This window comes from Bradyrhizobium sp. AZCC 1578, assembly GCF_036924675.1.
In the GTDB taxonomy this organism is placed as follows: domain Bacteria; phylum Pseudomonadota; class Alphaproteobacteria; order Rhizobiales; family Xanthobacteraceae; genus Bradyrhizobium.
This window is the reverse complement of the sequence record NZ_JAZHRZ010000001.1, coordinates 2,323,391-2,345,903: the sequence shown is the minus strand read 5'-3', so window position 1 is coordinate 2,345,903 and position 22,513 is coordinate 2,323,391. Positions and strand designations below refer to the sequence as shown.

At 64.2% G+C, this 22,513-nt stretch carries 20 protein-coding genes; 12 read left to right on the top strand and 8 right to left on the bottom strand.

The window, feature by feature from the left end; all coding sequences use genetic code 11:
• Positions 1-70 precede the first annotated feature (70 nt).
• Both V1290_RS11410 and V1290_RS11405 read left to right on the top strand, forming a co-directional pair.
• Positions 71-280, top strand: a complete 210-nt coding sequence (locus V1290_RS11410; protein ID WP_036013800.1) for a DUF4170 domain-containing protein — start codon at positions 71-73, stop codon at positions 278-280.
• A gap of 244 nt (positions 281-524) precedes the next feature.
• Positions 525-1,079 (top strand): hypothetical protein, encoded by a 555-nt coding sequence (locus V1290_RS11405; protein WP_334364497.1) that lies wholly within the window; start codon positions 525-527, stop codon positions 1,077-1,079.
• Here V1290_RS11405 and V1290_RS11400 read toward each other — a convergent pair.
• Positions 1,076-1,966, bottom strand: coding sequence for a metallophosphoesterase family protein (locus tag V1290_RS11400; protein WP_334364496.1), 891 nt, complete (start codon positions 1,964-1,966; stop codon positions 1,076-1,078). The two genes, V1290_RS11405 and V1290_RS11400, sit on opposite strands and share 4 nt — an antisense overlap.
• A 95-nt stretch (positions 1,967-2,061) precedes the next feature.
• Between V1290_RS11400 and V1290_RS11395 the strand changes: the two genes are divergently transcribed.
• The 4 genes from V1290_RS11395 (at position 2,062) to V1290_RS11380 (ending at position 5,321) form a co-directional block, all read left to right on the top strand.
• Positions 2,062-2,550, top strand: a complete 489-nt coding sequence (locus V1290_RS11395) for an NUDIX domain-containing protein (RefSeq protein WP_334364495.1) — start codon at positions 2,062-2,064, stop codon at positions 2,548-2,550.
• A 66-nt stretch (positions 2,551-2,616) separates the two neighbouring features.
• Positions 2,617-3,756 carry a hypothetical protein gene (locus tag V1290_RS11390; RefSeq protein WP_334364494.1) on the top strand — a complete coding sequence of 380 codons (1,140 nt, stop codon included), beginning with the start codon at positions 2,617-2,619 and terminating at the stop codon, positions 3,754-3,756.
• Positions 3,757-3,803: 47 nt separating this feature from the next.
• Complete coding sequence (locus V1290_RS11385; protein ID WP_334364493.1) at positions 3,804-4,739, top strand: glycosyltransferase family 2 protein; 936 nt, start codon at positions 3,804-3,806, stop codon at positions 4,737-4,739.
• 69 nt (positions 4,740-4,808) lie between these two features.
• Positions 4,809-5,321, top strand: coding sequence for a GNAT family N-acetyltransferase (locus V1290_RS11380; protein ID WP_334364492.1), 513 nt, complete (start codon positions 4,809-4,811; stop codon positions 5,319-5,321).
• Positions 5,322-5,350: 29 nt separating this feature from the next.
• On the opposite strand, the gene V1290_RS11375 is transcribed toward V1290_RS11380, so the two are convergent.
• The 3 genes from V1290_RS11375 to V1290_RS11365 all read right to left on the bottom strand — a co-directional run bounded on the left by V1290_RS11375 (position 5,351) and on the right by V1290_RS11365 (position 10,187).
• Positions 5,351-7,147: a cation:proton antiporter domain-containing protein gene (locus tag V1290_RS11375; protein ID WP_334364491.1), complete on the bottom strand. Its 1,797-nt coding sequence runs from the start codon at positions 7,145-7,147 to the stop codon at positions 5,351-5,353.
• Between the two features lie 129 nt (positions 7,148-7,276).
• A complete protein-coding gene (locus tag V1290_RS11370) occupies positions 7,277-9,661 on the bottom strand; it encodes a TonB-dependent receptor (protein ID WP_334364490.1) in 2,385 nt (794 codons plus the stop codon).
• 106 nt (positions 9,662-9,767) lie between these two features.
• Positions 9,768-10,187 (bottom strand): hypothetical protein, encoded by a 420-nt coding sequence (locus V1290_RS11365; RefSeq protein WP_334364489.1) that lies wholly within the window; start codon positions 10,185-10,187, stop codon positions 9,768-9,770.
• Positions 10,188-10,507: 320 nt separating this feature from the next.
• Here V1290_RS11365 and zigA point away from each other — a divergent pair, with 320 nt between their 5' ends.
• Positions 10,508-11,716, top strand: a complete 1,209-nt coding sequence (gene zigA, locus V1290_RS11360; protein ID WP_334364488.1) for a zinc metallochaperone GTPase ZigA — start codon at positions 10,508-10,510, stop codon at positions 11,714-11,716.
• A 127-nt stretch (positions 11,717-11,843) separates the two neighbouring features.
• On the opposite strand, the gene V1290_RS11355 is transcribed toward zigA, so the two are convergent.
• The 4 genes from V1290_RS11355 to V1290_RS11340 are packed head-to-tail and all read right to left on the bottom strand — an operon-like array spanning position 11,844 to position 18,666.
• Complete coding sequence (locus V1290_RS11355; protein WP_334364487.1) at positions 11,844-13,907, bottom strand: hypothetical protein; 2,064 nt, start codon at positions 13,905-13,907, stop codon at positions 11,844-11,846.
• Positions 13,908-13,910: 3 nt separating this feature from the next.
• Positions 13,911-16,721 carry a DUF4159 domain-containing protein gene (locus V1290_RS11350; RefSeq protein WP_334368995.1) on the bottom strand — a complete coding sequence of 937 codons (2,811 nt, stop codon included), beginning with the start codon at positions 16,719-16,721 and terminating at the stop codon, positions 13,911-13,913.
• A complete protein-coding gene (locus V1290_RS11345; RefSeq protein WP_334364486.1) occupies positions 16,721-17,665 on the bottom strand; it encodes a DUF58 domain-containing protein in 945 nt (314 codons plus the stop codon). The genes V1290_RS11350 and V1290_RS11345 overlap by 1 nt, the downstream gene beginning before the upstream one ends.
• On the bottom strand, positions 17,665-18,666 hold the full coding sequence (locus tag V1290_RS11340; RefSeq protein WP_334364485.1) for an AAA family ATPase: 1,002 nt from the start codon (positions 18,664-18,666) through the stop codon (positions 17,665-17,667). Before V1290_RS11340 ends, V1290_RS11345 begins: the two co-directional genes overlap by 1 nt.
• Positions 18,667-18,926: 260 nt before the next feature.
• On the opposite strand from V1290_RS11340, the gene V1290_RS11335 reads away from it, so the two are divergent.
• The 5 genes from V1290_RS11335 to V1290_RS11315 are packed head-to-tail and all read left to right on the top strand — an operon-like array spanning position 18,927 to position 22,513.
• A complete protein-coding gene (locus tag V1290_RS11335; RefSeq protein ID WP_334364484.1) occupies positions 18,927-19,568 on the top strand; it encodes a DUF1285 domain-containing protein in 642 nt (213 codons plus the stop codon).
• Between the two features lie 8 nt (positions 19,569-19,576).
• Complete coding sequence (locus tag V1290_RS11330; RefSeq protein ID WP_442893666.1) at positions 19,577-20,239, top strand: CoA pyrophosphatase; 663 nt, start codon at positions 19,577-19,579, stop codon at positions 20,237-20,239.
• Positions 20,236-20,499 (top strand): DUF6111 family protein, encoded by a 264-nt coding sequence (locus tag V1290_RS11325; RefSeq protein ID WP_334364482.1) that lies wholly within the window; start codon positions 20,236-20,238, stop codon positions 20,497-20,499. The genes V1290_RS11330 and V1290_RS11325 overlap by 4 nt, the downstream gene beginning before the upstream one ends.
• A complete protein-coding gene (locus V1290_RS11320) occupies positions 20,496-21,755 on the top strand; it encodes a CCA tRNA nucleotidyltransferase (RefSeq protein WP_334364481.1) in 1,260 nt (419 codons plus the stop codon). Before V1290_RS11325 ends, V1290_RS11320 begins: the two co-directional genes overlap by 4 nt.
• Positions 21,752-22,513: a sulfite exporter TauE/SafE family protein gene (locus tag V1290_RS11315; RefSeq protein WP_334364480.1), complete on the top strand. Its 762-nt coding sequence runs from the start codon at positions 21,752-21,754 to the stop codon at positions 22,511-22,513. The genes V1290_RS11320 and V1290_RS11315 overlap by 4 nt, the downstream gene beginning before the upstream one ends.

The window sequence follows — 22,513 nt, the reverse complement described above, 5'->3', positions numbered from 1 at the left end:
GGAATTGATCAGTCTGGGGCCTGGCCGGATTCCAGACTGATCACGCTACTCGGACAACAGGAGACTGAAAATGACCAAAGGCAGCAATTTCTGGGTGATCGGCGGCGAGTTCGGTTCGATGAACTTTCACAAGCTCGTCGAAGGCTCGGCCCAGGTCAAAGGCCCGTTCAAGACCCGCAAGGAAGCCGAAGAGTGCTGGAAGGAGGTCTCGGAAGAGAGCCGCCATAAAGCCGGCGTACGCTTCTCGATCGTCGAAGAGCCCTCGCGCGTCTCGGCCTGACCGGCTGCTGCCCACCTATCAGAAGAAACGTCCAAGGACAGGCGGCCCCATCCGGAATTCCGGCTGGGGCCGTTTGCTTTTTTCAGCGAGCACCCTCCCGCTTGCAAGGGACGGCCGGGTGGGGGGCCGCCACGGGGGATAAAGCCGGAAGCATAACTCATTGAAAACAAACAACCATTGCGCAGGGCATGGTTACTGCTAGGTTAAGCCTAGGCTAACCCCTGCAGGATAAAGGCGGCTCCCGATGTCAAACGCGCAAAATACCGGCAACGAAGCCCGCGACATGCGACCGACCCGGCTGCGCGATGCGCTCCGCCAGGCCCGGATCGAGGCCGCCGATCGGACCGGCGTCGTGGTCGAACTGCGCGATGCCGAGGTCGCGCGGCTCGAGATCCTGAACGAGGCGCTCGATCCGCTGTTCGCGGAGGTGCCGGAGCAAATCGATTTGTTCGATCGCGGTGTCAGTCAGGGCGAAACGCCGCGGCTGTGGATCGACGTGGTCGCGCATATCGTGATGGGACGCGACAAGCGCATCTACCGCTTCGTGCAGGATACGCGCTTCGGCCGCATCGTGCTTGCCGAGTCGCATGATGTGCCCGTCATCGTCGATGCCGTCACCGGCTATGTCGCGCGCCGCATGATCGAGCGCGAGCATGCGATGGTGGCAATGCCCGTGGCCGAACCTGTTGTGGAAAAGAAACCGCGCCGCCGCGGCCTGGGCATGTTCGTGCTCGGCTTCGTGCTGGGCGCGGTGGCGCTGTTCGGATTGGCGCTGTATGCAAGCTTGAAGAACTTTTAAAGCAGCGTCGCCTGCTTGATTTGCTTGACACGGAAGTCGGCATCCACGGCGCGCACGGTCTGTACGCAGCGCCATTTGCCGCCGTCGCGCGTGATCGAAAACAGGTTGTAGGCAGCGGCCGGATAATGCCGGTGCGCCAGCGCCGATGCCGAGGGCACGCCAACCGCGGGGATCTGGTGGCCGGCGCCTTCAAGCCACATCGTCGAATGGATGTGGTCATGGCCGTGCAGGACCAGTTCCGCGCCGCGCCGCTTCAGCACGGCGCGCAGCGCCTTCGAGTCGGTCAGTCGCTTCATCCGCGAACTCGATTGCAGGGGGTGATGGACCAGCAGCACCCGGAATGCCTCGTCCGGCGGCAACTGGGCAAGCTGGCGGTCGAGCGCATCGAGCTGCGCGCGGCCGAGCCGGCCGGTTGCCATCAATGGCAGCGTCGGCACCGCCGAGGAGACTCCGATCAGCACCAGCGGACCGCGCCGCCGCACGAACGGAAACGACGCTCCGTCCGCCGCGGCATCGCCGCGCAGATATTGCTCGAACGCGCCGGTGAAATGATGCCGCGTCGCCCGCACATAGGCGTCGTGATTGCCGGGAACGACGGTCACCTGTTGCGGCGTGCCGACGCTTTCGAGCCAGGCCTGGGCCGGGATGAATTCCGCCTCCAGCGCCAGGTTGACGAGATCGCCGGTCACCGCGATGTGGTCCGGCCGCTGCGCCTGCATATCGGCAACCAATGCGTCCAGCACCTCGCGGCGGTGATATTTATGGCGGTTGCGGGTCCAATTGAAATAGCCGAGCGCACGTTTACCCGCGAGGTCGCGCAGCCGCGCCGCGGGCAGCGGTGGCAGATGCGGGTCCGACAGATGCGCCAGCGTGAAGGTATCGGTCATTCGCGCTCCGCCGCATTCTCTGTGATATAGAGCCGTCGCACCATCATGTCGGCGATATAAGGATCAAACGTGATAACTGTCCATCCGAGGTTTGCGTGACGGCGCTGCAGCACTTGCGAAAACGTTTCGAACGGCAGTTGCGACGCGTATTTCACCTCTATTGGCGGATGGCCCGCGGCATGACGCTCGGGGTTCGCGGCGTCGTGGTCGATGGCGATGACAAGGTGTTCCTGGTCAGGCACAGCTATGTCGCGGGCTGGCACCTGCCGGGCGGCGGGGTCGAGGTCGGCGAAACCTTTCTCGAAGCCTTGCGAAGGGAGCTGGTGGAAGAGGGGCGGATCGAATTGACCGGAGAGCCGGTCCTGCACGGCCTGTTCTTCAACGGCCACGTTTCCCGCCGCGACCATGTCGCGGTCTATGTCGTCAGGCAGTTTCGGCAGGACCGCCTGCCCGAGCCCAACCACGAGATCGTCGAGTGCGGGTTCTATGCGGCAGGCGCGCTGCCGGCGGAGACGACCAGGGGCACACGGCTCCGGATCGCCGAAGTGCTCGACGGTGCCGCGCGGACTGCGACCTGGCGCTGACGCAAGACTCGGTTGCTTCGCCGCCCCGCAATGCATAGAAGCGGGGAAACGGGGGCGGGAATCGACATGGGCAGGATGGGGGTCCTGAGGCTACTTTGCGCCATTGGCTTCCTGGCGGTGCTGGCCAGCAACGTCTGGAGCATTTCGCGCTGGAGCGAAAGCCGCGGTGTCTATGACGACATCTGCTATCTGCGGCAGGCGCATCTGTTCGAGAGGTTCGGCCTCCGAGGCATCGACACCAACGTCACCTTTGACGACGACCACTATCTCAAGAACGGCCTGAAGGCGATCGGCTACGCGGAATGGCATGACGTGAAGCGCGCGCCCTGCCATCCCTTCATTCCCGCAGTGGACAAGTATGTGCTGCAGTATCCGCCGGGGACCGGCTTCGTCCTCTCGCTGTTTCCCACTGGATTTCAGGCGATTCCGCTCTACGTGCTGGCGAATGCCACGATCTTCGCGTTTGCGCTGCTTGCGCTGTTCCGCGCACGCGAACCGGCATCGCTCGCGCTGGCGGCGGTGTTCGGCTTTGCGGCGCTTTACCTGATGATCAACCCGAGCAAGGCGAGCTATTCGGTGGCGCCGACCATGATGGTATGCGCGGCCGCGGGCTTCCTGACCGCGAAGCTCTTCGCGGTCCGGCGACAGCGTCGGCTCCTTATCATTGCGCTGGTGGGCCTGCTGATCGGTCTTTCCGTCAACTTTCGTTTGCCGAACCTGTTTCTGGCGGCAGGCTATTGCCTGTGTTTTGCCGGCGCGTTCCTGCTGGCGCGCAGCAAGGAGACTTTCCTGCACGGGCTCGCGTTTGGTGTTTCGTTCCTGATCGGGATTGTGCCGACGCTGATCGCGAATGCGATCAATGCGGGGAGCCCGTTCTCGACCACCTACGGCAGCGTCGATGTCGTGCCGCCTGAACTGAATGCGGGCGTACTCTTGAGCTATCTTGTTGACGTTCAATTCACCTTGCTGGCGATATCGGTCGGCTGGACCGCTTGGTTGTGGTGGTCCGATCGGGGCCGAGCCAGAGGAGTTGCCCTGCTGGTCGCTGCAAACCTCGCCGTGAACCTGATTTTCTTCATGACCCATCCGATCTTTACGCCTTATTATATTATTCCGATCGACATGCTATCGCTCTGGACCCTGCTGTTCGCAACGCTCGATTTGCCCGCGGATAAGTCGGCCTTCCCTCAACCGGCCAGTGCCTGATTGCGGTATAGATGTTCCATGAACAGACTTGATTCTGTGTGCCCGCGATGACGGCACCAGCGCTACGGATCGCGGTTCTGGTGCCGTGCTTCAACGAGGAGGCCTCGGTCGCTACCGTGGTCTCCGACTTCCGCAAGGCGCTGCCGACGGCTCAGATTTTCGTCTACGACAACAATTCGAGGGACCGCACCATCGAGGTCGCGCGCACGGCTGGCGCCATCGTGCGCAGCGAGCGCCGCCAGGGCAAGGGGCATGTGGTGCGGCGCATGTTCGCCGACATCGATGCCGACATCTATGTACTGGTCGATGGCGACGCCACCTATGACGCGCCGAGCGCGCCGCGCATGATCGACGCGCTGGTCAGCGGCCACCTCGACATGGTGGTGGGCTTTCGCGTCGACCAATCGGTCGCGGCGTACCGGCCCGGCCACCGCACCGGCAACTGGATGCTGACGAGCTTCCTCTCCGCGGTGTTCGGTCAGGCATTCAAGGACATCCTTTCGGGCTATCGCGTGTTCTCGCGTCGCTTCGTCAAATCCTTTCCGGTGCTGTCCGACGGTTTTGAGATCGAAACCGAGCTCAGCGTTCACGCGCTCGAACTGGCGCTGCCGGTGACGGAAGTCGAGACGCCATATTACGCCCGGCCCGAGGGATCGTTCAGCAAGCTCAACACCTGGCGCGACGGTTTCCGGATCCTCGGCACCATCCTGAAGCTGTACCGGTCGGAAAAGCCACTGCGGTTCTTCACGGTGATCGGCATCTTCCTGATGCTGGTCTCGATCGGCCTCGCGATCCCCGTGATCGTCACCTATCTCGAGGAAGGCATCGTTCCGCGGCTACCGACTGCGGTGCTATCGATGGGCCTGATGATCGTGGCGGTGCTGTCGGTCAGCTCGGGGCTGGTGCTGGATACGGTGACACGCGGCCGCCGCGAGATGAAGCTCCTGGCCTATTTGTCCCAGCCCGCCCCTGTCAGGGATTGAGGCAATACAGGGATTGCCGTCTTCCAGCGATGGACCGCGCCGTCGCCAGATGCTATCCCGCGCTCCATCATGAGCGAACTTGACGTCACCATCCTGGCCGAAACACCGAAGGACGCCCAGGCGATCGAACGGCTGCACGAGCGCACGTTCGGTCCCGGCCGTTTCGTGCTGAGCGCCTACCGCCTGCGCGAGCATGTCGATCATCTGCTCGACCTCTCGTTTACGGCGCGGATCGGCACATTGCTGGTCGGCTCAGTGCGCCAGTTGCCGATTTGCATCGGCGACACGCCGGCCCTGATGCTCGGGCCGTTGACGGTCGAGCCGCCGTTCCGGAAGCGCGGCGTCGGCCGCATGCTACTCGATCGTTCGCTGCAGGACGCCAAGGCCAAGGGCCATCGTTTGGTCATTCTGGTCGGCGACGAACCCTATTACAGCCGCGTCGGCTTCAGGGTGATACCGAAGGGACGGGTGACCATGCCGGGACCCGTCGACTACAGCCGCCTGTTGGTGGCAGAACTGGTCGAGGGCGCGTTCGACGGCGTGTCCGGCAATATCCGGCCGGACTGGAGCAAGGCGCGATAGGGCCGTTGGCGTGCCGCCGCCGCAGTCCATCAGAAAAATCGCCGCTTTTTGGTGCCGGTCGTCCGAACCGGCGTGACCGCGGCGCTTCCCGCCGCCTTCTGCAATTCGTGCCGGAACTCCTCGCGCTTTTCGTGGATGCTGGCGACGACATGACCCATCGCCACCCCGAGCCCGATCAGGGCGGCTTCCGATAACAGCAAGCTAGCCTCGATGGTCTCCGGCACCGCGTCGGTAACGCCGATTTGGTAGAGATGCCGCGCGTGGTCGGCGTCGCGGGCGCGTGAAACCACCAGCATGTCTTTCCTCAGCGCGCGGACCTGCGCGACAATTTCGTCGATGTTTTCAGGTTGATTGATCGTGACGACGACAGCGGCGGCGTCCATGAGGCCGCAGCTCTTCAGAAACTCCGGGTTTGTTGCGTCACCGTAAAAGACGGTACGCCCCTGTCTTCGCTGCTCGGGGACGGCCGCGGCATCATTGTCGACCGCAATGTACTTGAACTGGTGCCGGTCCAGCATCGTACAGACGACCTGTCCCACCCGGCCATGTCCGACGACAATGGCATGGCCGCTCCCGCCGCTTGGCGCAACGGCGAGTTCAGGGTCAGGCGGCTTGTCTTCGCGCATCATCGGCGCCAGTCGGCGTGCGACATGAGATAGCGCCGGGGTGAGCATCATGGTCAGCGAGGTCAGTGCGACCGTGAAGCTCGATACGCTGGCATCGATTAGACCAAGCGTCGTCGCCATTCCGATCCCGACGAAAGCGAACTCGCCGCCGGGACCCAGCAGCAGCCCGACTTCGATAGAAGCGGGCCATGAGAGGCGAAACATCCGCGCCAGGAAGATGAGGATGACGGACTTTACGGCGATCAGCCCGGCCGCAGCCGCGATCAGCCAGACCGGGTCACGCGCGAGCTCGCGGAAATCGATATTCATGCCGACCGTGAAGAAGAACAGACCAAGCAGGAGGCCCTTGAACGGATCGATGGCGGTCTCGATCGCCTTGCGAAATTCCGTCTCGGCAAGCAGCAGTCCGGCGACAAAGGCGCCGAGCGCCATGGAAAAGCCAGCCACGGCGGCAGCCACGCCGGTTGCGACGATCACGAACAGCGTCGTGGCGACGAACAGGTCGCTCATGCCCACTGATGCCACCAGACGGAACAGCGGTCGCATCACGACGCGGCCGACGATGACGATCACCGCGAGCGCGATGGCTGCGTTGGTGAGCGCGAGAAGGAGCGTCGCAACGACCGAACCGGACTCGCTTGCGCCAAAAATGGAGATAAAGAGCAGGAGAGGGGCGACTGCCAGGTCTTGCGCCAGCAACGTCGCGAAGCTTGCCCGGCCTGCGTTTGTACTAAGTCGTCGCTGCCTGGAAAGCATCTCGACGACAATGGCCGTCGAGGACAAGGCAAGGCAGGCACCGAGGATGAAGGCCACCGGAGCTTTGTTGCCCAGGAGGGCGACGACCACGCCGATCGCCACCGTGGAGAGTACGATCTGCAAGCTGCCTAGCCCGAATATCAGGCGGCGCATTGCCTTCAATCGATCGTACGATAGCTCCATCCCGATGAGGAAGAGCAGGAACACAACTCCGAGGTTCGCAATGCCGGAGACGTTTTTGGGATCGACAACGGTGAACCAGTAGAGAAGCGGAAAACTCTCGATGAACGATCCCAAGCCGAGAGGGCCCAGGATCGCGCCGGCGCCTAGATAGCCGAGAACGGGATTGAGGCCGAACCGCCGCACCAAGGGAATGACGACGCCCGCGGTGCCGAGCAGAACGAGCGCGTCGCTGTAGACGGGAACATTGATGGACGAGGTCATCTATTCGTCGAGCATCCGCTTTCAGTGGGCAGGGGACATCTGACGCGGGATTGCGCCTGGTGTCCCCCGTCATCCCACCTGGACGTTAGCTGGTAGCACCAGCTAACGCCACCCGTCTGCTCATGCGGCTTAAAACTTCAGATTGGCAAACGCCCGCACGCCAATGCCCGGCAGCAAGACCTCGTCCTTGTTGAAGGACGCCGAATTGCGGATGTTCTCGTTCAAGAGGTTGTTGCCGACGAGCCCAACCAGCATTTCCCGCGCGCCGAACCAGGTTGGATCGAGCTTCGTCCTGTAGCTGACCTCCGCCTTCAACAGATTATAGCCCGCCGTCGGCGTCTCGCCGATCGGGGCGATATCGTTCTGGGCGAAGGCGTGCAGCAGGTTGATCCGCGTGAGCCAATTGGCATCGCGCCAGAACAGGCCGCCACCCACGCGCACGGGTGGGATGCGCGGGACATTGGTGCCGTCGTTGAAGGTCGCGCGCACGACATCGAACTGGTTCTCGATGCCCCAGATGCCGCCGTAGAGCGGCCCGACGTCCAACTGGCTTTGGAATTCGCCGCCACGGAAGGTGGCGTCGCGCTGCGAATAGATCGCTTGGTTGAGTTCAAGGGGAAAAGCCGGGTCCGCAGGACCGACGCAAGCGACATCCTCGCACGTGTTGCCGGTGAGGCGACGGAAAATGAAGCCATTGAACTTGGTGTAGTACGCAGTTGCTTCGAATCGGAAGGGGCCGGTGGCGCGTCGTAATCCGATCTCGATCGATTTGGCGGTTTCGATGCCGAGATTGGGATTGCCGATATCGAACGTGGCGGTCGCATCGTGCGGTCCGCGCGAAAACAATTCCGCCGGCTTGGGCGCGCGCTCGACGTATTGGGCGGTAATGCTTGCGACAAGACCCCCTGGCAAATCCTGGAGCAGACCGACGCTCGCACTTTTCGGCGTGAAGTTCAGGTTGCGCGGTGTGGCAGGACCAATGGCAGCAGGGTCGACGTTGAGGTCGAACAGCTCCGGAACAAATGCCGGCGTCGTTCCGCTGAGACTGACATGCTCGATACGGCCCGCGATCTGCGCCTTGGTTGAGTCAGTGAACTTCAACTCGTTGAAGACGTAGCCGGCGGCCCTGTTATTCTTGTTAGGATCAAACAACCCGTTGAGCGGGCTGCCCGGATCGTCCGGGCTTGATGCCGTCAGTTCCTGATGCCCCGCCTGCAGACCGAAGGCGGTCGTAACAGCGGCAAAGCGCGCGTTGAACGGCGCCATCTGCACCTCGACGCGCCCTTCCTGCTCCTTGTTGGTAAAGGTTTGCCGCACCCCGGCGGACGACAAGTCGGCGGGATCTGCAAGACCGATCTCGTCGTGCTTGTAATTGGTCGCGCCCGCCCAGAAACGTACTGCGTCGATTGCCGCCGCGTCCGGCCTGTATTCGCCCTTGGCCGTGAATTTGGTCTGACGCGCGTCGATGCGGGTCTGGTGATCGGCGCCGTCGATGCCCGGAATCCGATAGAGCGTGTCGTTCTGCGTGATCGCCGCGCCGATAAATCCGCCATCGAAGATGTAGGAGCCGCCAATCGATGCACCAGCCGCCTGCATCGCCGAATTGGGCTGCCGGCCGTTGACCGGGCGGGTCTGGTCGAACAAGTACGGATAGCTCGGAATGCTGTAATCGCTGGCCTTGCGGCCATAGGCGTCGGCGTGGAACGCGAAATTGCCGCCGCCGGCATCAATCAGGATGCCGCCATCGACACCCCGGTCGACGGAACTGACGGCCGTTCGGGTTTCGACCGTGACGCAGGAAGGTGACCCCACGTTTGCAAGCGGCGCCTTCGCCGGCAGCCCGTAAGTCTGGAAGGGTGCCGCCGCGCATGAAGGCAAGGCGTCAGGGATGCGATTGTTGGTTGCGCTGACGACGCCGCCGATCGATGTCGATCCGTAGCGCATCGCCGCAGGACCGCGGATGACTTCGACCTGGTTTGTCGCCAGTGGATCGACCGGCACGAAATGGTCTTCGCCGAGATCGGAGGCGCCGCCAGCGTTGGTGCCGTTCTCGAGGATGCCGACGCGATTGACATCGAGACCCCGGATGATCGGCCGGCTCGCGGCACCGGGCGCGAAGGTCGAGCCGGTAATGCCGGGCTTCGAGAACAGGAGATCGCCAAGCTGGGCGGTGCCTTGGCGGCGGATCTCCTCGTTCGGCACCACGGTAACCGTTGCGAATTGATCAGTCACGATCGGCAGCACGCCTTGTTGGGGCGCTGCGATGACCGGGGCTGGTTGTGGTTCTGGCGCGCGCTCGCGGGTCTGGCCGGGCGCTGCGCGGGTGACGCGCGCCGGCGTTCGTACGGGCGCGGGTTTGCGCCGCACGATCGGGCTCGGCGCCGTCACGGTGATTTCAGGCAGTTGCGTCGATGCCGGTGACGTGGCCTGTGCCATCGCCCCGTCGGCCATCGCGCATAGCAATAGCCAACTAGCCCCACCGATGTAGAACGCACGCTTCTTCTTGAATGTCATTGTCCCGATCCTGACTCCGTCGATGTGCGACGGACGATTCCGATTTCTCCTCAGGAACCGCGCCTGACGCGGCAATCCCTTGGGGAGTGCATTGATTCAATCGGCGTCAGGAGGTGGGCGGTGCGCGAGACTGGAACGCGAGATGGGACGAGCCGAGATGCGCGAATTCAGCGCCGGTGGCCAGGTACAAAAGTTCGACAGCCCCCGGCAACTCCAGTACGGGCGGCGTGATGAACAGGAAATTGTTCGCCAATGAGAGGACGGCACAGACCGCGCAGACATTGGCCGTGTGGTGGTCGTCATCGTGGTCCGCAGGCTGCAGCGGCTGCGCGGCTTCGGGGTGCGCATCTTGTGCGGCAACGGATGTGGCGATCGCAAGATTGGCGTCGGTCAGCCCGCTTTGAACGGCCGGTGCGGCCTGCGTGGCTGCCGCGTGAAAATGCCCGCACGACAGCGCAAGCTGGATGGCGAGCGCAAACAGCGCCAGCCGCGAGCCGTGCTTGAGGTGCTTTCGGAACCAGTTCACGACGATTGACGCCTTGTCCCCTGGGCGGCTCTGGGCATCTCGCCGCCCCAATGTAACATTATAACGTCGCGAACACCGCGGAGTGTCAATCGACACCGGGCTGCCGTCTTTCCGGAGCCCTGACAATTCCGCCAAGTGTGAGATTCGCGCAACATCGGCGCTTTTGCCCTGCGTACCCCGCCTGTTTCGCCAATTGACAATCTCTCGATTTTGGATTGTTATGTTATAACATAACATGATCCATCGCACCAACGGGGTCCCTCGCATGCGTCGTCCTCCCCGGTTGGGGCCCCGTGAGCTCAAGAGGCTTTTCGATCTCCATGCGAAAACTCCCCGTCACCGTCTTGTCCGGCTTCCTCGGGGCTGGAAAGACAACTTTGATGAATCACGTGCTCAACAATCGCCAGGGCCTGAAGGTGGCGGTGATTGTGAACGACATGAGCGAGGTCAACATCGACGCAGACCTCGTCCGCGATGGCGGTGCGAACCTCTCGCGGACTGACGAAAAGCTGGTCGAGATGACCAACGGCTGCATCTGCTGCACGCTGCGCGACGATTTGTTGAAGGAAGTGCGGGCGCTCGCCGAGAGCGAACGGTTCGACTACCTGCTGATCGAATCCACCGGCATCTCGGAACCGCTGCCGGTCGCGGCAACCTTCGATTTCCGGTCCGAAGACGGAGAAAGCCTGTCCGACGTATCAGTTCTCGACACGATGGTCACGGTCGTCGATGCCGTCAATCTGCTGAAGAACTATTCCTCTACCGTTTTTCTAGCGGATCGCGGCGAGTCGCTCGGTGAAGATGACAAGCGCACACTGGTGGATCTCTTGGTCGAGCAGATCGAATTTGCCGATGTGATCGTGCTCAACAAGATCGATGCGGCGTCGCAGGGAGAACGCGACTCCGCCCGAATGATAATCCGCTCTCTGAATCCCGAGGCCGATATCATCGAGACCAACTTCTCCAATGCGCCGCTGGAGCGCATTCTCAATACCGGCCGCTTCGATTTCGAGCGCGCGCAGCAACACCCGCTGTGGTTCAAGGAGCTTTATGGCTTTGCAGGTCATACGCCCGAGACGGAGGAATATGGCGTCAAGAACTTCGTCTATCGCGCGCGACGGCCGTTCGAGCCTGCGAAATTTCATCAATTCCTGAAAGAAAGCTGGCCTGGCGTCATCCGCGCCAAGGGACATTTCTGGATAGCGACTCGCCCGCAATGGCTCGGTGAATTGAGTCAGGCCGGAGCGATCGTCCGAACCGAAGGGCTGGGCTTCTGGTGGGCGAATGTGCCGGCAGATCGCTGGCCGAACGATCCGTTCTGGCGACAATCGCTCAAGAAGAACTGGAGCGAGGTGTACGGCGATCGCCGGCAGGAGATCGTCTTCATCGGCACGAATATGGATCAGGACGCCATTACAGCGCGTCTCGATGCGTGCCTTGTTTCAGGAAAGCCGGGAATGCGCGTTGCGGAATGGTCCGGGCTTGCCGATCCATTTCCGAGGTGGCGACGCGCGGACGAGGCTGCGTAGGGCATGATCCGGAAAAGTGCGAAGCGGTTTTCCGAAAAGATCATGCTCAAACAAAGAGATGCGATCATGATGCGATTCTACGAAATCGCATCATGATCGATGGCGCATCGACGAGGCGGGCGTGCCGTCAGCGCCCCTCGCGCACCCAGGTCGCGGCGAAGGCGCCGAGCAGCAGCAACAGCCCGACCAGGCCGGCAAACATCGGCAGCACGCCGACGCCCTTGACGACGCTGGCCTCGCGCATCTTGACGCCCATCCAGCCGTCGCCGTGGAAGATACCGGAGGCGCGCACCGGCACCACGCGGGGCAGGTCGATGCTTCCGCCTTCGGCCACGCGTCGCGCGTCGCCGCCGGTCGCCTGCGCCAGAGGTTTCAGCATCTCGGTGGTGGAGGTGACTTCCGAAAATTCCTTCGGGTTGGTCGGCCCGACATTGATCAGGGCTTTCAGCGCGCCATCGGTCGCCTGCCACAGCCCGAGCTCATTGGCGGGAATGGTCGCGCGCCAGGTGCCGGGCTCGCTCGCGGTCAGCGTGAGCTCCTTGGTGGCGCCGCTCGGCGAGGTCACGGTCACTGGCGGCACGTTGTCGGCCATGGTCTGGCGCAGCACCACGAGGTCCTTGCCCTGGATCTGCAGGCGCAGCGCCTCTTCGTCGAGATCGGGCTGCTTCATCAGCCAGTGCGACATCCGCCGCAGCAGATCCAGATGCGGCCCGCCGCCTTCATAGCCGCGCGCCCACAGCCAGATGTGGTCCGACAGCAGGAGCGCTACGCGGCCTTCGCCAAAGCGCGACAATAGCAGCAGCGGCTTGCCGTCGAGACCGGTCATCACGGGCGCGCCGATCGCGTTGCGCGTTTCCACGGTGCGGAAGAAACGGCTCCAGCGCGGCGGTTCGCTGGCGGAACCTTCGAGGCCGCGCGTCACCGGATGGCGCTTACCGGCGTCGCTCAAGTGCGCATAGAACGGCTTTTCGGTGACGCCGACGGGCTCGGCCGGCAGCACCGTATCGAGCGGCGTGCGCCAGATGCTGGTGGTGGAGGCGTAATCGGGACCAGCCGACACCAGCACCGCGCCGCCGGCGCGGACATAGCGCGCGATATTGTCGAAATAGGCAATCGGCAGCACCCCCTGGCGGGCGTAGCGGTCGAAAATGATCAGGTGGAAATCGTTGATCCTCTGCTGGAACAGTTCGCGGGTCGGAAACGCGATCAGCGATAGCTCGTTGATCGGCGTGCCGTCCTGCTTCTCCGGCGGGCGCAGGATCGTGAAATGCACGAGGTCGATGCTGGCGTCCGATTTCAGCAGGTTGCGCCAGGTGCGCTCGCCGGAATGCGGCTCGCCCGACACCAGGAGCACGCGCAGCCTGTCGCGGACGCCGTCGATCGCGACCACGGCGCGGTTGTTGACCGGCGTCAATTCGTTCTCGAGCGGCGAGGCCTCGATCTCGACGATGTTGGGGCCGGCATGCTTGATATCGACGTCGACATTGGCGGTCTGGCCGCTGACCAGATTGCGCTCGCTGATCACCTCGCCGTCGCGGCGCACCACGATCTTGGCGCGCTGGCCGGTGACCCCCTGGTCGTCCAGCCGGTAGGTGATGGTCTGCGGCTGCCCGACGATGCCGAAACGCGGCGCGGCCGTGATTGCGATGCGGCGATCACGCTCGTCCTTCCGGCCGGTGACGAGCGCGTGCACCGGCGCCTGGAAGCCGACCGCAGCGGCATTTGCGGGGATGTCGTGCACCCGGCCGTCCGTGATCAGGAATGCGCCAGCGACCCGGTCAACCGGAACATCCGATAGCGCCGAGGACAGCGCACCGAACAGTTTGGTGCCGTCGGTCTCGCCGTCGGCCTGTCCGGCCTCGACGACGCGGACTTCCAGTCCCTTGATCTTCTTCAGCGTGTCGACCAGCGCTTCCTGCGCCTTCGCGGTCTCCTGGTTGCGGGTGCCGAAATTCTGGCTCGGGCTCTTGTCGATCACGACGGCGGCGACCGATGACAACGGCTCGCGGTCCTCGCGGGTGAAGGAGGGGTTGGCGAGCGCCAGCAGGATCAGCGCCAGCGCCGCGACCCGCACGGCCGCACCGCGCGCGCGGCTGAACAGCAGCAGCGCCGCGATGACGACGATCGTGGCCAGCGCGATCCACAGCACGAGTGTCGGAACGAGAGGAGTAAACGCGATGCCGTACTGCATGGCCTATTGCCCCAACCGTTCAATCAGGGCGGGCGCGTGGACCTGGTCGGCCTTGTAGTTGCCGGTCAATGTATACATCACGATGTTGACGCCGGAGCGGAAGGCGAATTCGCGCTGGCGCGGCTCGTTCGGCGTCAGCGGCAGCATCGGCTGGCCGTCCGGGCGATGCGCCCAGGCGCCGGCGAGATCGTTCGAGGTGATGATGATGGGCGAGACGCCGTCGCCGCCGCGTGCCGGGCGCGAGGCCGTATCGTCTTCATCCTCGCGCGGCAGGGTCTCGACCCAGGTCTGGCCCGAGGTGAAGCGGCCGGGAAAATCGCGCAGCAGATAAAACGTCTTGGTCAACACATGCTCGCGCGGCACCGGCTCCAGTTCAGGCACGTCGAGGGAGGAGAGAATCTCGCGCAAGGTGCGCATGCCCGACGTCTGCGACGCGCCGTTCTCGCCCGGCGGGGCCTCGACGGCGTCGCGGGTATCGAACAGCACCGTGCCGCCCTGTTTCATATAGGCGTCGATGCGGTTGATGGCGTCCTGCGGCGGCTTCGGCGCGCCCGGTACAACGGGCCAGTAGATCAGCGGGAAAAATGCCAGCTCGTCCTTTGCGGGATCGATGCCGACGGGATCGCCGGCCTCCAGCGCCGTGCGCTGCGCCAGGAACAGCGTCAGTCCGGCCATGCCCGCCTTGACGATGGAATCGACGTCGGCATTTCCGGTGACGACATAGGCAAGCCGCGTCTGCGACACCGACTTGATGGCGAATTCATCGTTGCCCTGGGCGCGCGTCGGCGAAGGTGCAGTCGAGGCCGCGACCAGAATCAGGGCAAGTAGAACGGCGGCCGTCGCCGTGCGCCGCCGCCACAGCGCGGCAAGGCCCGCGCCCAGCATCGCGACCACGACCGCGTCGATCAGGAACAGCACCAGCGACGACGACAGCAGGATGCCGCGCAAATCGCGCGGTTCGGCATTGGTGTAGCTGGCGCGCTGCGCGCGCAACGAGGATGTTTCGAGCGGCGCGATACGATCGGCTGCAGCCAGCGTATTGACCGCGATCGGGCCATCGGCCGGGCCGTAGAAGCCCGGGGGATGTTCCGATGTACCGCGATCACGATAATCCGCCGGCATCGGCTTGGCGGTCGAGGGCGGCGGCCCGAATGCGCCGAAACCATCGAGGGTGCGTAGTGGCGCAACCGTCTCGACGTTGGTCGCCTCGCTCGCAACGCCAGCACCGGGCTTCGTGGTGTAGCCGGACATGTCAACGAGCCGCCGCAGCATCTCGACGAAGCTGCCGGACATCGGCAAGTCAGACCAGCGCGAGTCGGCGCCGACATGGAACAGGCTGACAATGCCCCTGCCACGATGCTCGCCGGTCACCAGCGGCGTGCCGTCTTCCAGCGACGCCCAGGTCTTGGTGGCGAGCACCGCATCGGGCTCGGCCAGCACCTGCCGGTTCACGGTGACATCCTTGGGCACCGCGAGGCCCGCGAACGGAGCGTCGGCGGCGAAGGACGCCAGATGTTGTGGCTTTTCCCAGGTCAGACTGCCGCCGAGGACGCGGCCGCCGCGACGCAGTTTCACCGGCACCAGATCGTCATCGGCCTGCGCCAGGCGGGGACCTGCGAAACGCACCAGCACGCCGCCCTGATCGATCCATGCGTTCAGCCGCTCGCGGATTTCCGGCGACAGCGTGCCGACATCGGCGAGCACGATCATCGGCAGCCGCTGATCGAGGAACTGCGCGATCACCTGTTGCGGCGCGCCGCGGTCGCCGAGCCGCACGTCGGCGAATGGCGACAGGGCGCGGGTAAGGTAGAAGGTCGATGCCAATAGCGGTTGGGCGGTATCGCTGGTCGCGCCGGTGACGACGCCAACGGCGCGCCGTCGCCATCGTTTGTCGAGCAATTGCACCGCACCGGCCGATCGTTCACCCGAGATTTCCAGCCGCGAAATGTCATTGCGCAGTTCGACGGGCAGATCGAATGCCGCTTCGCTTTCGCGGTCCTGCATGCCGAACGCGTAGCGCGCCTCGCCGATCGGCGAGCCCTTGGCGTCGATCGCGCGGACCACGCCGGCTGCGACGCCGCCGGTGGTGCGCAGCACCTTGACCGTCATTTTCGCCGCGGCGTTTTCGGCAGCGACCAAGGCTTGCGCTGGCGCCGCGCCGCCCTCGAACACCGTCAGCTTGCGGTCGCCGATGGTCTTGGCGAGATTCTCGACGAATTCGGCGCCGCGCCCGGTATCGACACCGTCGGACAGCCACGCGATCTCGGCATCACCGGTGGCCTTCAGGAAGCGGTCGAGCGCGCCTAGCGTGTCGACGCGGTCGATCGAATGCGGCTTTGGTGCAATCTGGCGCAGCGCGACGCGTGCGGTACCGGCTGGCATCAGCGTGATGTCACGTGCGGGTTCGGAGAGCGGAACCAACGCGACCCCGCGGCGGTCGTTGTCGGCGTTGGCGATCAATTCGTCCGCGGCCTTGATCCGGGTGTCCCAGCTTGCGGCCGCGCTCCAGCCGTCGTCGAGCAGAATCACCAGCGGCGCATTGCTGCCGCCGACCCCGGTCTGCGGATTCCAGATCGGGCCTGCGGCGGCAAGGATGACCAGCGCCGCGGCGGCGAGACGCAGCGCCGTCAGCCACCACGGCGTCCGCGACGGGGTTTCTTCCCTGGGCCTGATGTCGAACAACAGCCGCGTCGGCGGAAATTCGATCCGTCTCGGCCGCGGCGGCATCACGCGCAACAGCCACCACAGCACCGGCAGGCTCAGCAGGCCCAGCAGAAGCAGCGGCTGCGCAAAGCTTAAGGGGATGCCCGCCATCATGCGCTGCGCCCCGCCTTGACCGTTGAGCCGCGCACGCTTCCCTTGGCTGCCATCATGCCGGAATGCAGGAACAGCAGCAGTTCGGCGGCGGACCGGCTGGTGGTGTGGGTCGAGAACAGCCAGTCGAGCCTGTTGGTTTCGCTGCGGATCTCATCGCGATGCAGCGTGACGCGCGCGACATAGTCGCTGGCCCAGCTCTCGGCGCGGCCGGCGGTGATGACGCCAAAACCTTCCGGCTCGACGAACTCGATCCGGCCGGCGTAAGGAAAGGTCTCTTCGGCAGGATCGACGACCTGGATCAGCGTGCCATGGGCGCCGGAGGCCGAAAGCCCGGCGAGCATCGTCCTGATTTCGCTCATCGGCGACCAGAAGTCGGACAGCACGACAATTTCGGCCAGGGCCGACGGCACGAAGGAGGGCGGCAGGCTGGCGCGCACCGCATCGTCATGCAGCATCGCCTGCGCCATCTTGTCGATCACGTTGCGGCTTGCGGTCGGGGTCATCAGGCCGGGAATGCCGACGCGCTCTCCGCCCGAAACCAGGAGTTCGGCGAGCGCAAAGGTCACGATCAGGCCACGCTCCAGCTTGGAGTCGCGGGCCCCCTTGGAAGCAAATGCCATCGACGGCGAACGGTCGGGCCACAGCCAGATCGTATGCGCCGCCTCCCATTCCTGCTCGCGGACATAGAGATGATCGTCGCGCGCCGAGCGCCGCCAGTCGACGTTCTGCGACGGTTCGCCGGAGACGAAGCGGCGATATTGCCAAAAGCTCTCGCCGGCGCCGGCGCGGCGCCGGCCGTGCAGGCCATGGATGACGTTGGCGGCGATGCGGCGGGCATCGAGCACGAGACGGGGCAGCGATGCGGCGAGCGTTCGGCTTTCGCCATCGGCACGTCGGATCGCAACAATCTCCCTGTTCTCGTGGCTGGTCTCTGCGGCCATCAACCAATCCGCGTCTTCAATTGTCTGATTACGTCGGGAATGGTGCGGCCTTCCGCGCGCGCCGAGAAGGTCAGCGCCATGCGGTGCTTGAGAACGGGTTCGGCGAGATCGAGCACGTCGTCGATCGAGGGCGCAAGGCGGCCGTCGAGCAAGGCGCGGGCACGGACCGCCAGCATCAGCGACTGGCTGGCGCGCGGGCCAGGCCCCCAGGCGATCAGCTTGTCGCCGCCGTCTTCGGTGTTGGGGCGTGCGGCGCGCACCAGCGACAGGATCGCCTCGACGACGCTGTCGCCGACCGGCAGGCGCCGCACCAGCCGCTGCGCCGCGATCAGGGTTTCCGCGTCCATCGAGGCCTTGGCAAGCGTCTCTTCCGCGCCCGTGGTCTCGAACAGGATGCGGCGTTCGGCGTCGCGATCGGGATAATCGACGTCGATTTCCATCAGGAAGCGGTCGAGCTGCGCCTCGGGCAGCGGGTAGGTGCCTTCCTGCTCCAGCGGGTTTTGGGTGGCGAGCACGTGGAACGGCTTGGGGAGATCATGCCGCGCGCCTGCAACGGTGATGTGCTGTTCCTGCATGGCTTGCAGCAGCGCCGATTGCGTCCGCGGGCTGGCGCGGTTGATTTCGTCGGCCATCAGAAGCTGCGCAAACACCGGTCCGGAGATGAAACGGAACGACCGCCTGCCGGAATTGCTCTCGTCCAGCACCTCGGCGCCCAGAATGTCCGAGGGCATCAGGTCAGGCGTAAACTGGATGCGCTTGGCATCCAGCCCGAGCGTGATGCCCAAGGTTTCGACAAGCTTGGTCTTGGCGAGGCCGGGAACGCCGATCAAGAGCGCGTGGCCGCCGGACAGGATCGTCACCAGGGTGTTTTCGATCACCCGAACCTGGCCGAAGATGACGGTGGAGATCGCTTCCTTCGCGGCGCGGATCTGGCCGGCGACCTGCTCGGCCGACCGGACGATCGCGTCCTCGAGTTTCTCGACACCGTCTGCGCTCGCCATGTCTTTCTCCTTCAACAACCTAACCGCTTCATGACGCCGTTGGTTGCGTCGTCATGCCACGAACCTCATGCTAGACCTGTGTAAAGGCCATGCATTCGTTGAATTAAACTATCCCCACATTATCGGTATTTCGGGGTATGAACGGCATCACGATATGGCGACTTGATCCGCAATAGTACGGACACAAATCGTCGGGAACACATATCTCGGTATATGTGCACCAATCGTGCCAATCGAGGCGCCGAGACTCAGGGCAAACAATGGCGAAGCAAGGGCAAACCAGCGGCCAGCGTCAGGAAGGCAAGGGCCACGACAGCAAAGGTCTTGAAGGTCTGACGGTTGCTGCCACCGAAGCCGTCAATCGCGCCCCAACCGGGAAGGGACTGCCTCCGGTTCATCTGTGGAATCCACCGTTCTGCGGCGATCTCGACATGCGAATCGCCGGCGATGGGACGTGGTTCTACATGGGGACGCCAATCGGGCGGCCGGCGCTGGTGCGGCTGTTTTCGACCATTCTCAAGCGCGAGGACGGCAAGCACTTTCTCGTTACCCCGGTCGAGAAGGTCGGCATCCGCGTCGACGATGCGCCGTTCCTGGCAGTGGAGATGCAAAACGATGCCGGCGATCGCGGCCGGCTGTTGCGCTTCCGCACCAACGTTGACGACTGGGTGCCATGCGATTCCAGCCATCGCCTGCGCTTCGAGATGGCCGCCGACGGCGGGCTGACGCCCTATCTGCACGTCCGCGCCGATCTGTGGGCGAAGGTGACACGCGCGCTCTATTACGATCTGGTTGACATGGGGGAGGAGCGGATGGTCGATGGTCAGCCGATGTTTGGCATCGAGTCCGGCGGCGAGTTCTTTGCCATGGCGGACGCGAAGCAGGTGAGGGATGCGGTTTGAACGAGCCGATGCTGACGAAGATGGAGGCGGCTCCGATCAGCTCGACGGAATTCTTCGCGCGAAGCAAGACCCGGCTGAACTTCGACGTGCCGCCCGGCCTGGTCGATCCCAATGTCATTCCGAAGACGGGCGATGCGGGCAATGATCGCATGCTCGAGATCGTGGCGCGCGAGCAGCCGGTGCGCCCGGCGGCGGTGCTGATCCCGGTGGTCGATCACCGCGAGCCGACGGTGCTGCTGACGCAGCGCTCGCCGCATCTCTCCAGCCACGCCGGCCAGATTTCCTTTCCGGGCGGCAAGATCGACGCAATCGACGCTTCCCCGCTCGATGCCGCCTTGCGCGAGGCAGAGGAGGAAATCGGCCTCAAGCGCGAGTTCATCGAGCCGATCGGCTATCTGGATCTTTATGGAACCGCCTTCGGGTTTCGCATCCTGCCGACGGTGGCGCGTGTGAAGCCCGGCTTTGAGCTGACGATCAACGAAGGCGAGGTGGTCGACGCCTTCGAGGTGCCGCTGGCGTTCCTGATGAATCCCGAGAACCATCAGATCCATTCCAAGGAATTCCGCGGCATGGAGCGCTCCTATTACGCCATGCCGTTCGCCGAGCGTTACATATGGGGTGCGACCGCGGGAATCCTGCGCGTGCTGTATGAGCGGATTTATCTCGCATGATCCGTCCGGTTCTGACCGAGATCGCAATATTCCTGGTCCCGTTCGTGGCCTACGCGTTGTTTCTGATTGCCACCCGTTCCGGCGTGTTCGCGTCCTCCTCCTGGCCGGCACATCTTGTCGCCAAACTGGCGCTGGGATCGCTGCTGCTGGTCGCGATCAGCTTCGTGCTGCTCGCCCAATTCTCCGGCGCGCCGCCGAATTCGACCTACGTTCCCGCGCATCTGGAAGACGGCAAGCTGGTTCACGGGGGGGAGAAATGAGCGAGGCACGCGTGCTGTCGGACGCGCCCTGGCTCAGATCCGGTCCGGCCGCGCGCGTGCTCGCGTTGCTTAATGGCGATGGCGAGGAAGCCCGCGTGATCGGTGGTGCCGTGCGCAATGCGCTTCTGAAAATTCCTCTCGGCGACATCGATATCGCGACGACGGCCTTGCCCGACGAGGTCGTCCGCCGCGCCAAGGCGGCCGGCATCAAATGCGTCCCGACCGGCATCGACCACGGCACGGTCACGCTGGTCGTCGAATCGCACCCATTCGAGGTCACGACCTTGCGTGAGGATACCGAGACCTTTGGCCGCAAGGCCAGGGTTGCGTTCGGGCGGGACTGGGTTCGCGATGCGGAACGGCGCGATTTCACCATCAACGGGCTTTCGGTCGATGCCGAGGGCGTCGTGCACGACCACGTCGGCGGGCTTGCCGATATCCAGGCCAAACGCGTGCGTTTCATCGGCGACGCCGGCCAGCGCATCGCTGAGGATTATTTGCGCATCCTGCGCTTCTTTCGCATGCATGCCGCCTACGGGGCGGGCGAGCCCGACCGTGCCGGATATCTCGCCTGCATCGACGGGCGCGCCGGGCTTTCGAGCCTTTCCGCCGAACGCGTGCGCATGGAGATGTTGAAGCTGTTGATCGCAGAAGGCGCCGCGGTTGCGGTGCAGGCGATGGCGGATGCCGGCCTGCTGCTACCGATCTTCGGCGGCGTCACCTATACGGGGACATTCGCGGCGATGATCGCGGCCGAACGGGCGCTGGGCCTGCCGCCAAGCGCCGTGCGCCGGCTGGCCGCGCTCACGGTCGCCGTCACCGAGGACGCCAGGCGCGTCTCGGCACGGCTTCGGCTTTCCAACGCGGAAACCAAAGCGCTGGATTCGATGGGCCATCGCTGGTGGCGGCTCGCGAGCAAGGACGACGCGCGTGCGCGACAGCTTCTCTATCGGCTCGGCGAGGATCCGTATCGAGACCGGCTGATGCTGGCGTGGGCGCGGGCAGGCGGCGTCGGCAATGGCGACGCGCGCTGGCATGAGCTTGCAACCTTGCCGCAGCGCTGGAGCGCGCCGAAATTTCCGCTGAAGGCTGCCGATTTTATCTCCCGCGGCATTGCCGAAGGTCCCGGTCTCGGTCACGTGCTGGCGCTTGCGGAAGACGCCTGGTTGGCCGCGGATTTTCCGCTTGAACCATCCGCCCTTGCCGCGATCGCCGACCAGGCCGCCGCCCGTTTCACCCGCGATCACCGGCTGTGAATATTCTGGCCGGGTTTGCCGACGTTTCGCTCGGTCAACTCGTGCTGGTTGGAGGCATGGCGCTATTGGCCTCCGTCATCGGCGGGCTTGCTGGCTATGGTACCGGCGCCTTGATGCCGCTGGTGCTGGTGCCGCTGGTCGGCGCCGAGCCCGTGGTGCCGATCATCGCGATCTCAGCGATCTTCACCAATATCAGCCGCTTCGTGGCGTATTTTCGCTACGCCGACCGGCGTCGCGCCCTGATCGTGATCGGCGCCGCCATGCTGACGACGGCGCTCGGCGCCTATGGCTACACGCGGCTGACCAGCGCCGGCGCGGCGTTCGTGATCGGCAGCATGCTGATCCTAAGCGTGCCGCTACGCCGGCTGGCCAAGCACCGCGATATCAAGATCGGCGATACCGGCCTTGGCGTGAGCGCAGTGGGTTATGGCGTGGTGGTCGGCGGCACATCGGGTTCGGGCGTGATCCTGTTGTCGCTGCTGATGGCGTCCGGCCTCGAGGGAGCTGCCGTGATCGCTACCGACGCGGTGATCTCGGTCGTGACCGGTCTCATCAAGATTTTGGTGTTCGGCCTTGCCGGCGTCGTCACCGCGCAGGTGCTTGCCTTCGCGCTCCTGATCGGCGCCATCGCAATTCCCGGCGCGTTCCTTGCCAAGGCCTTCGTTGAACGCATGCCGGTGCATATCCATACTGCGATCCTCGACGCCGCCGTGATTGTCGGCGGCCTCGTCATGATCACCGCGGCGCTGCGGCACTGA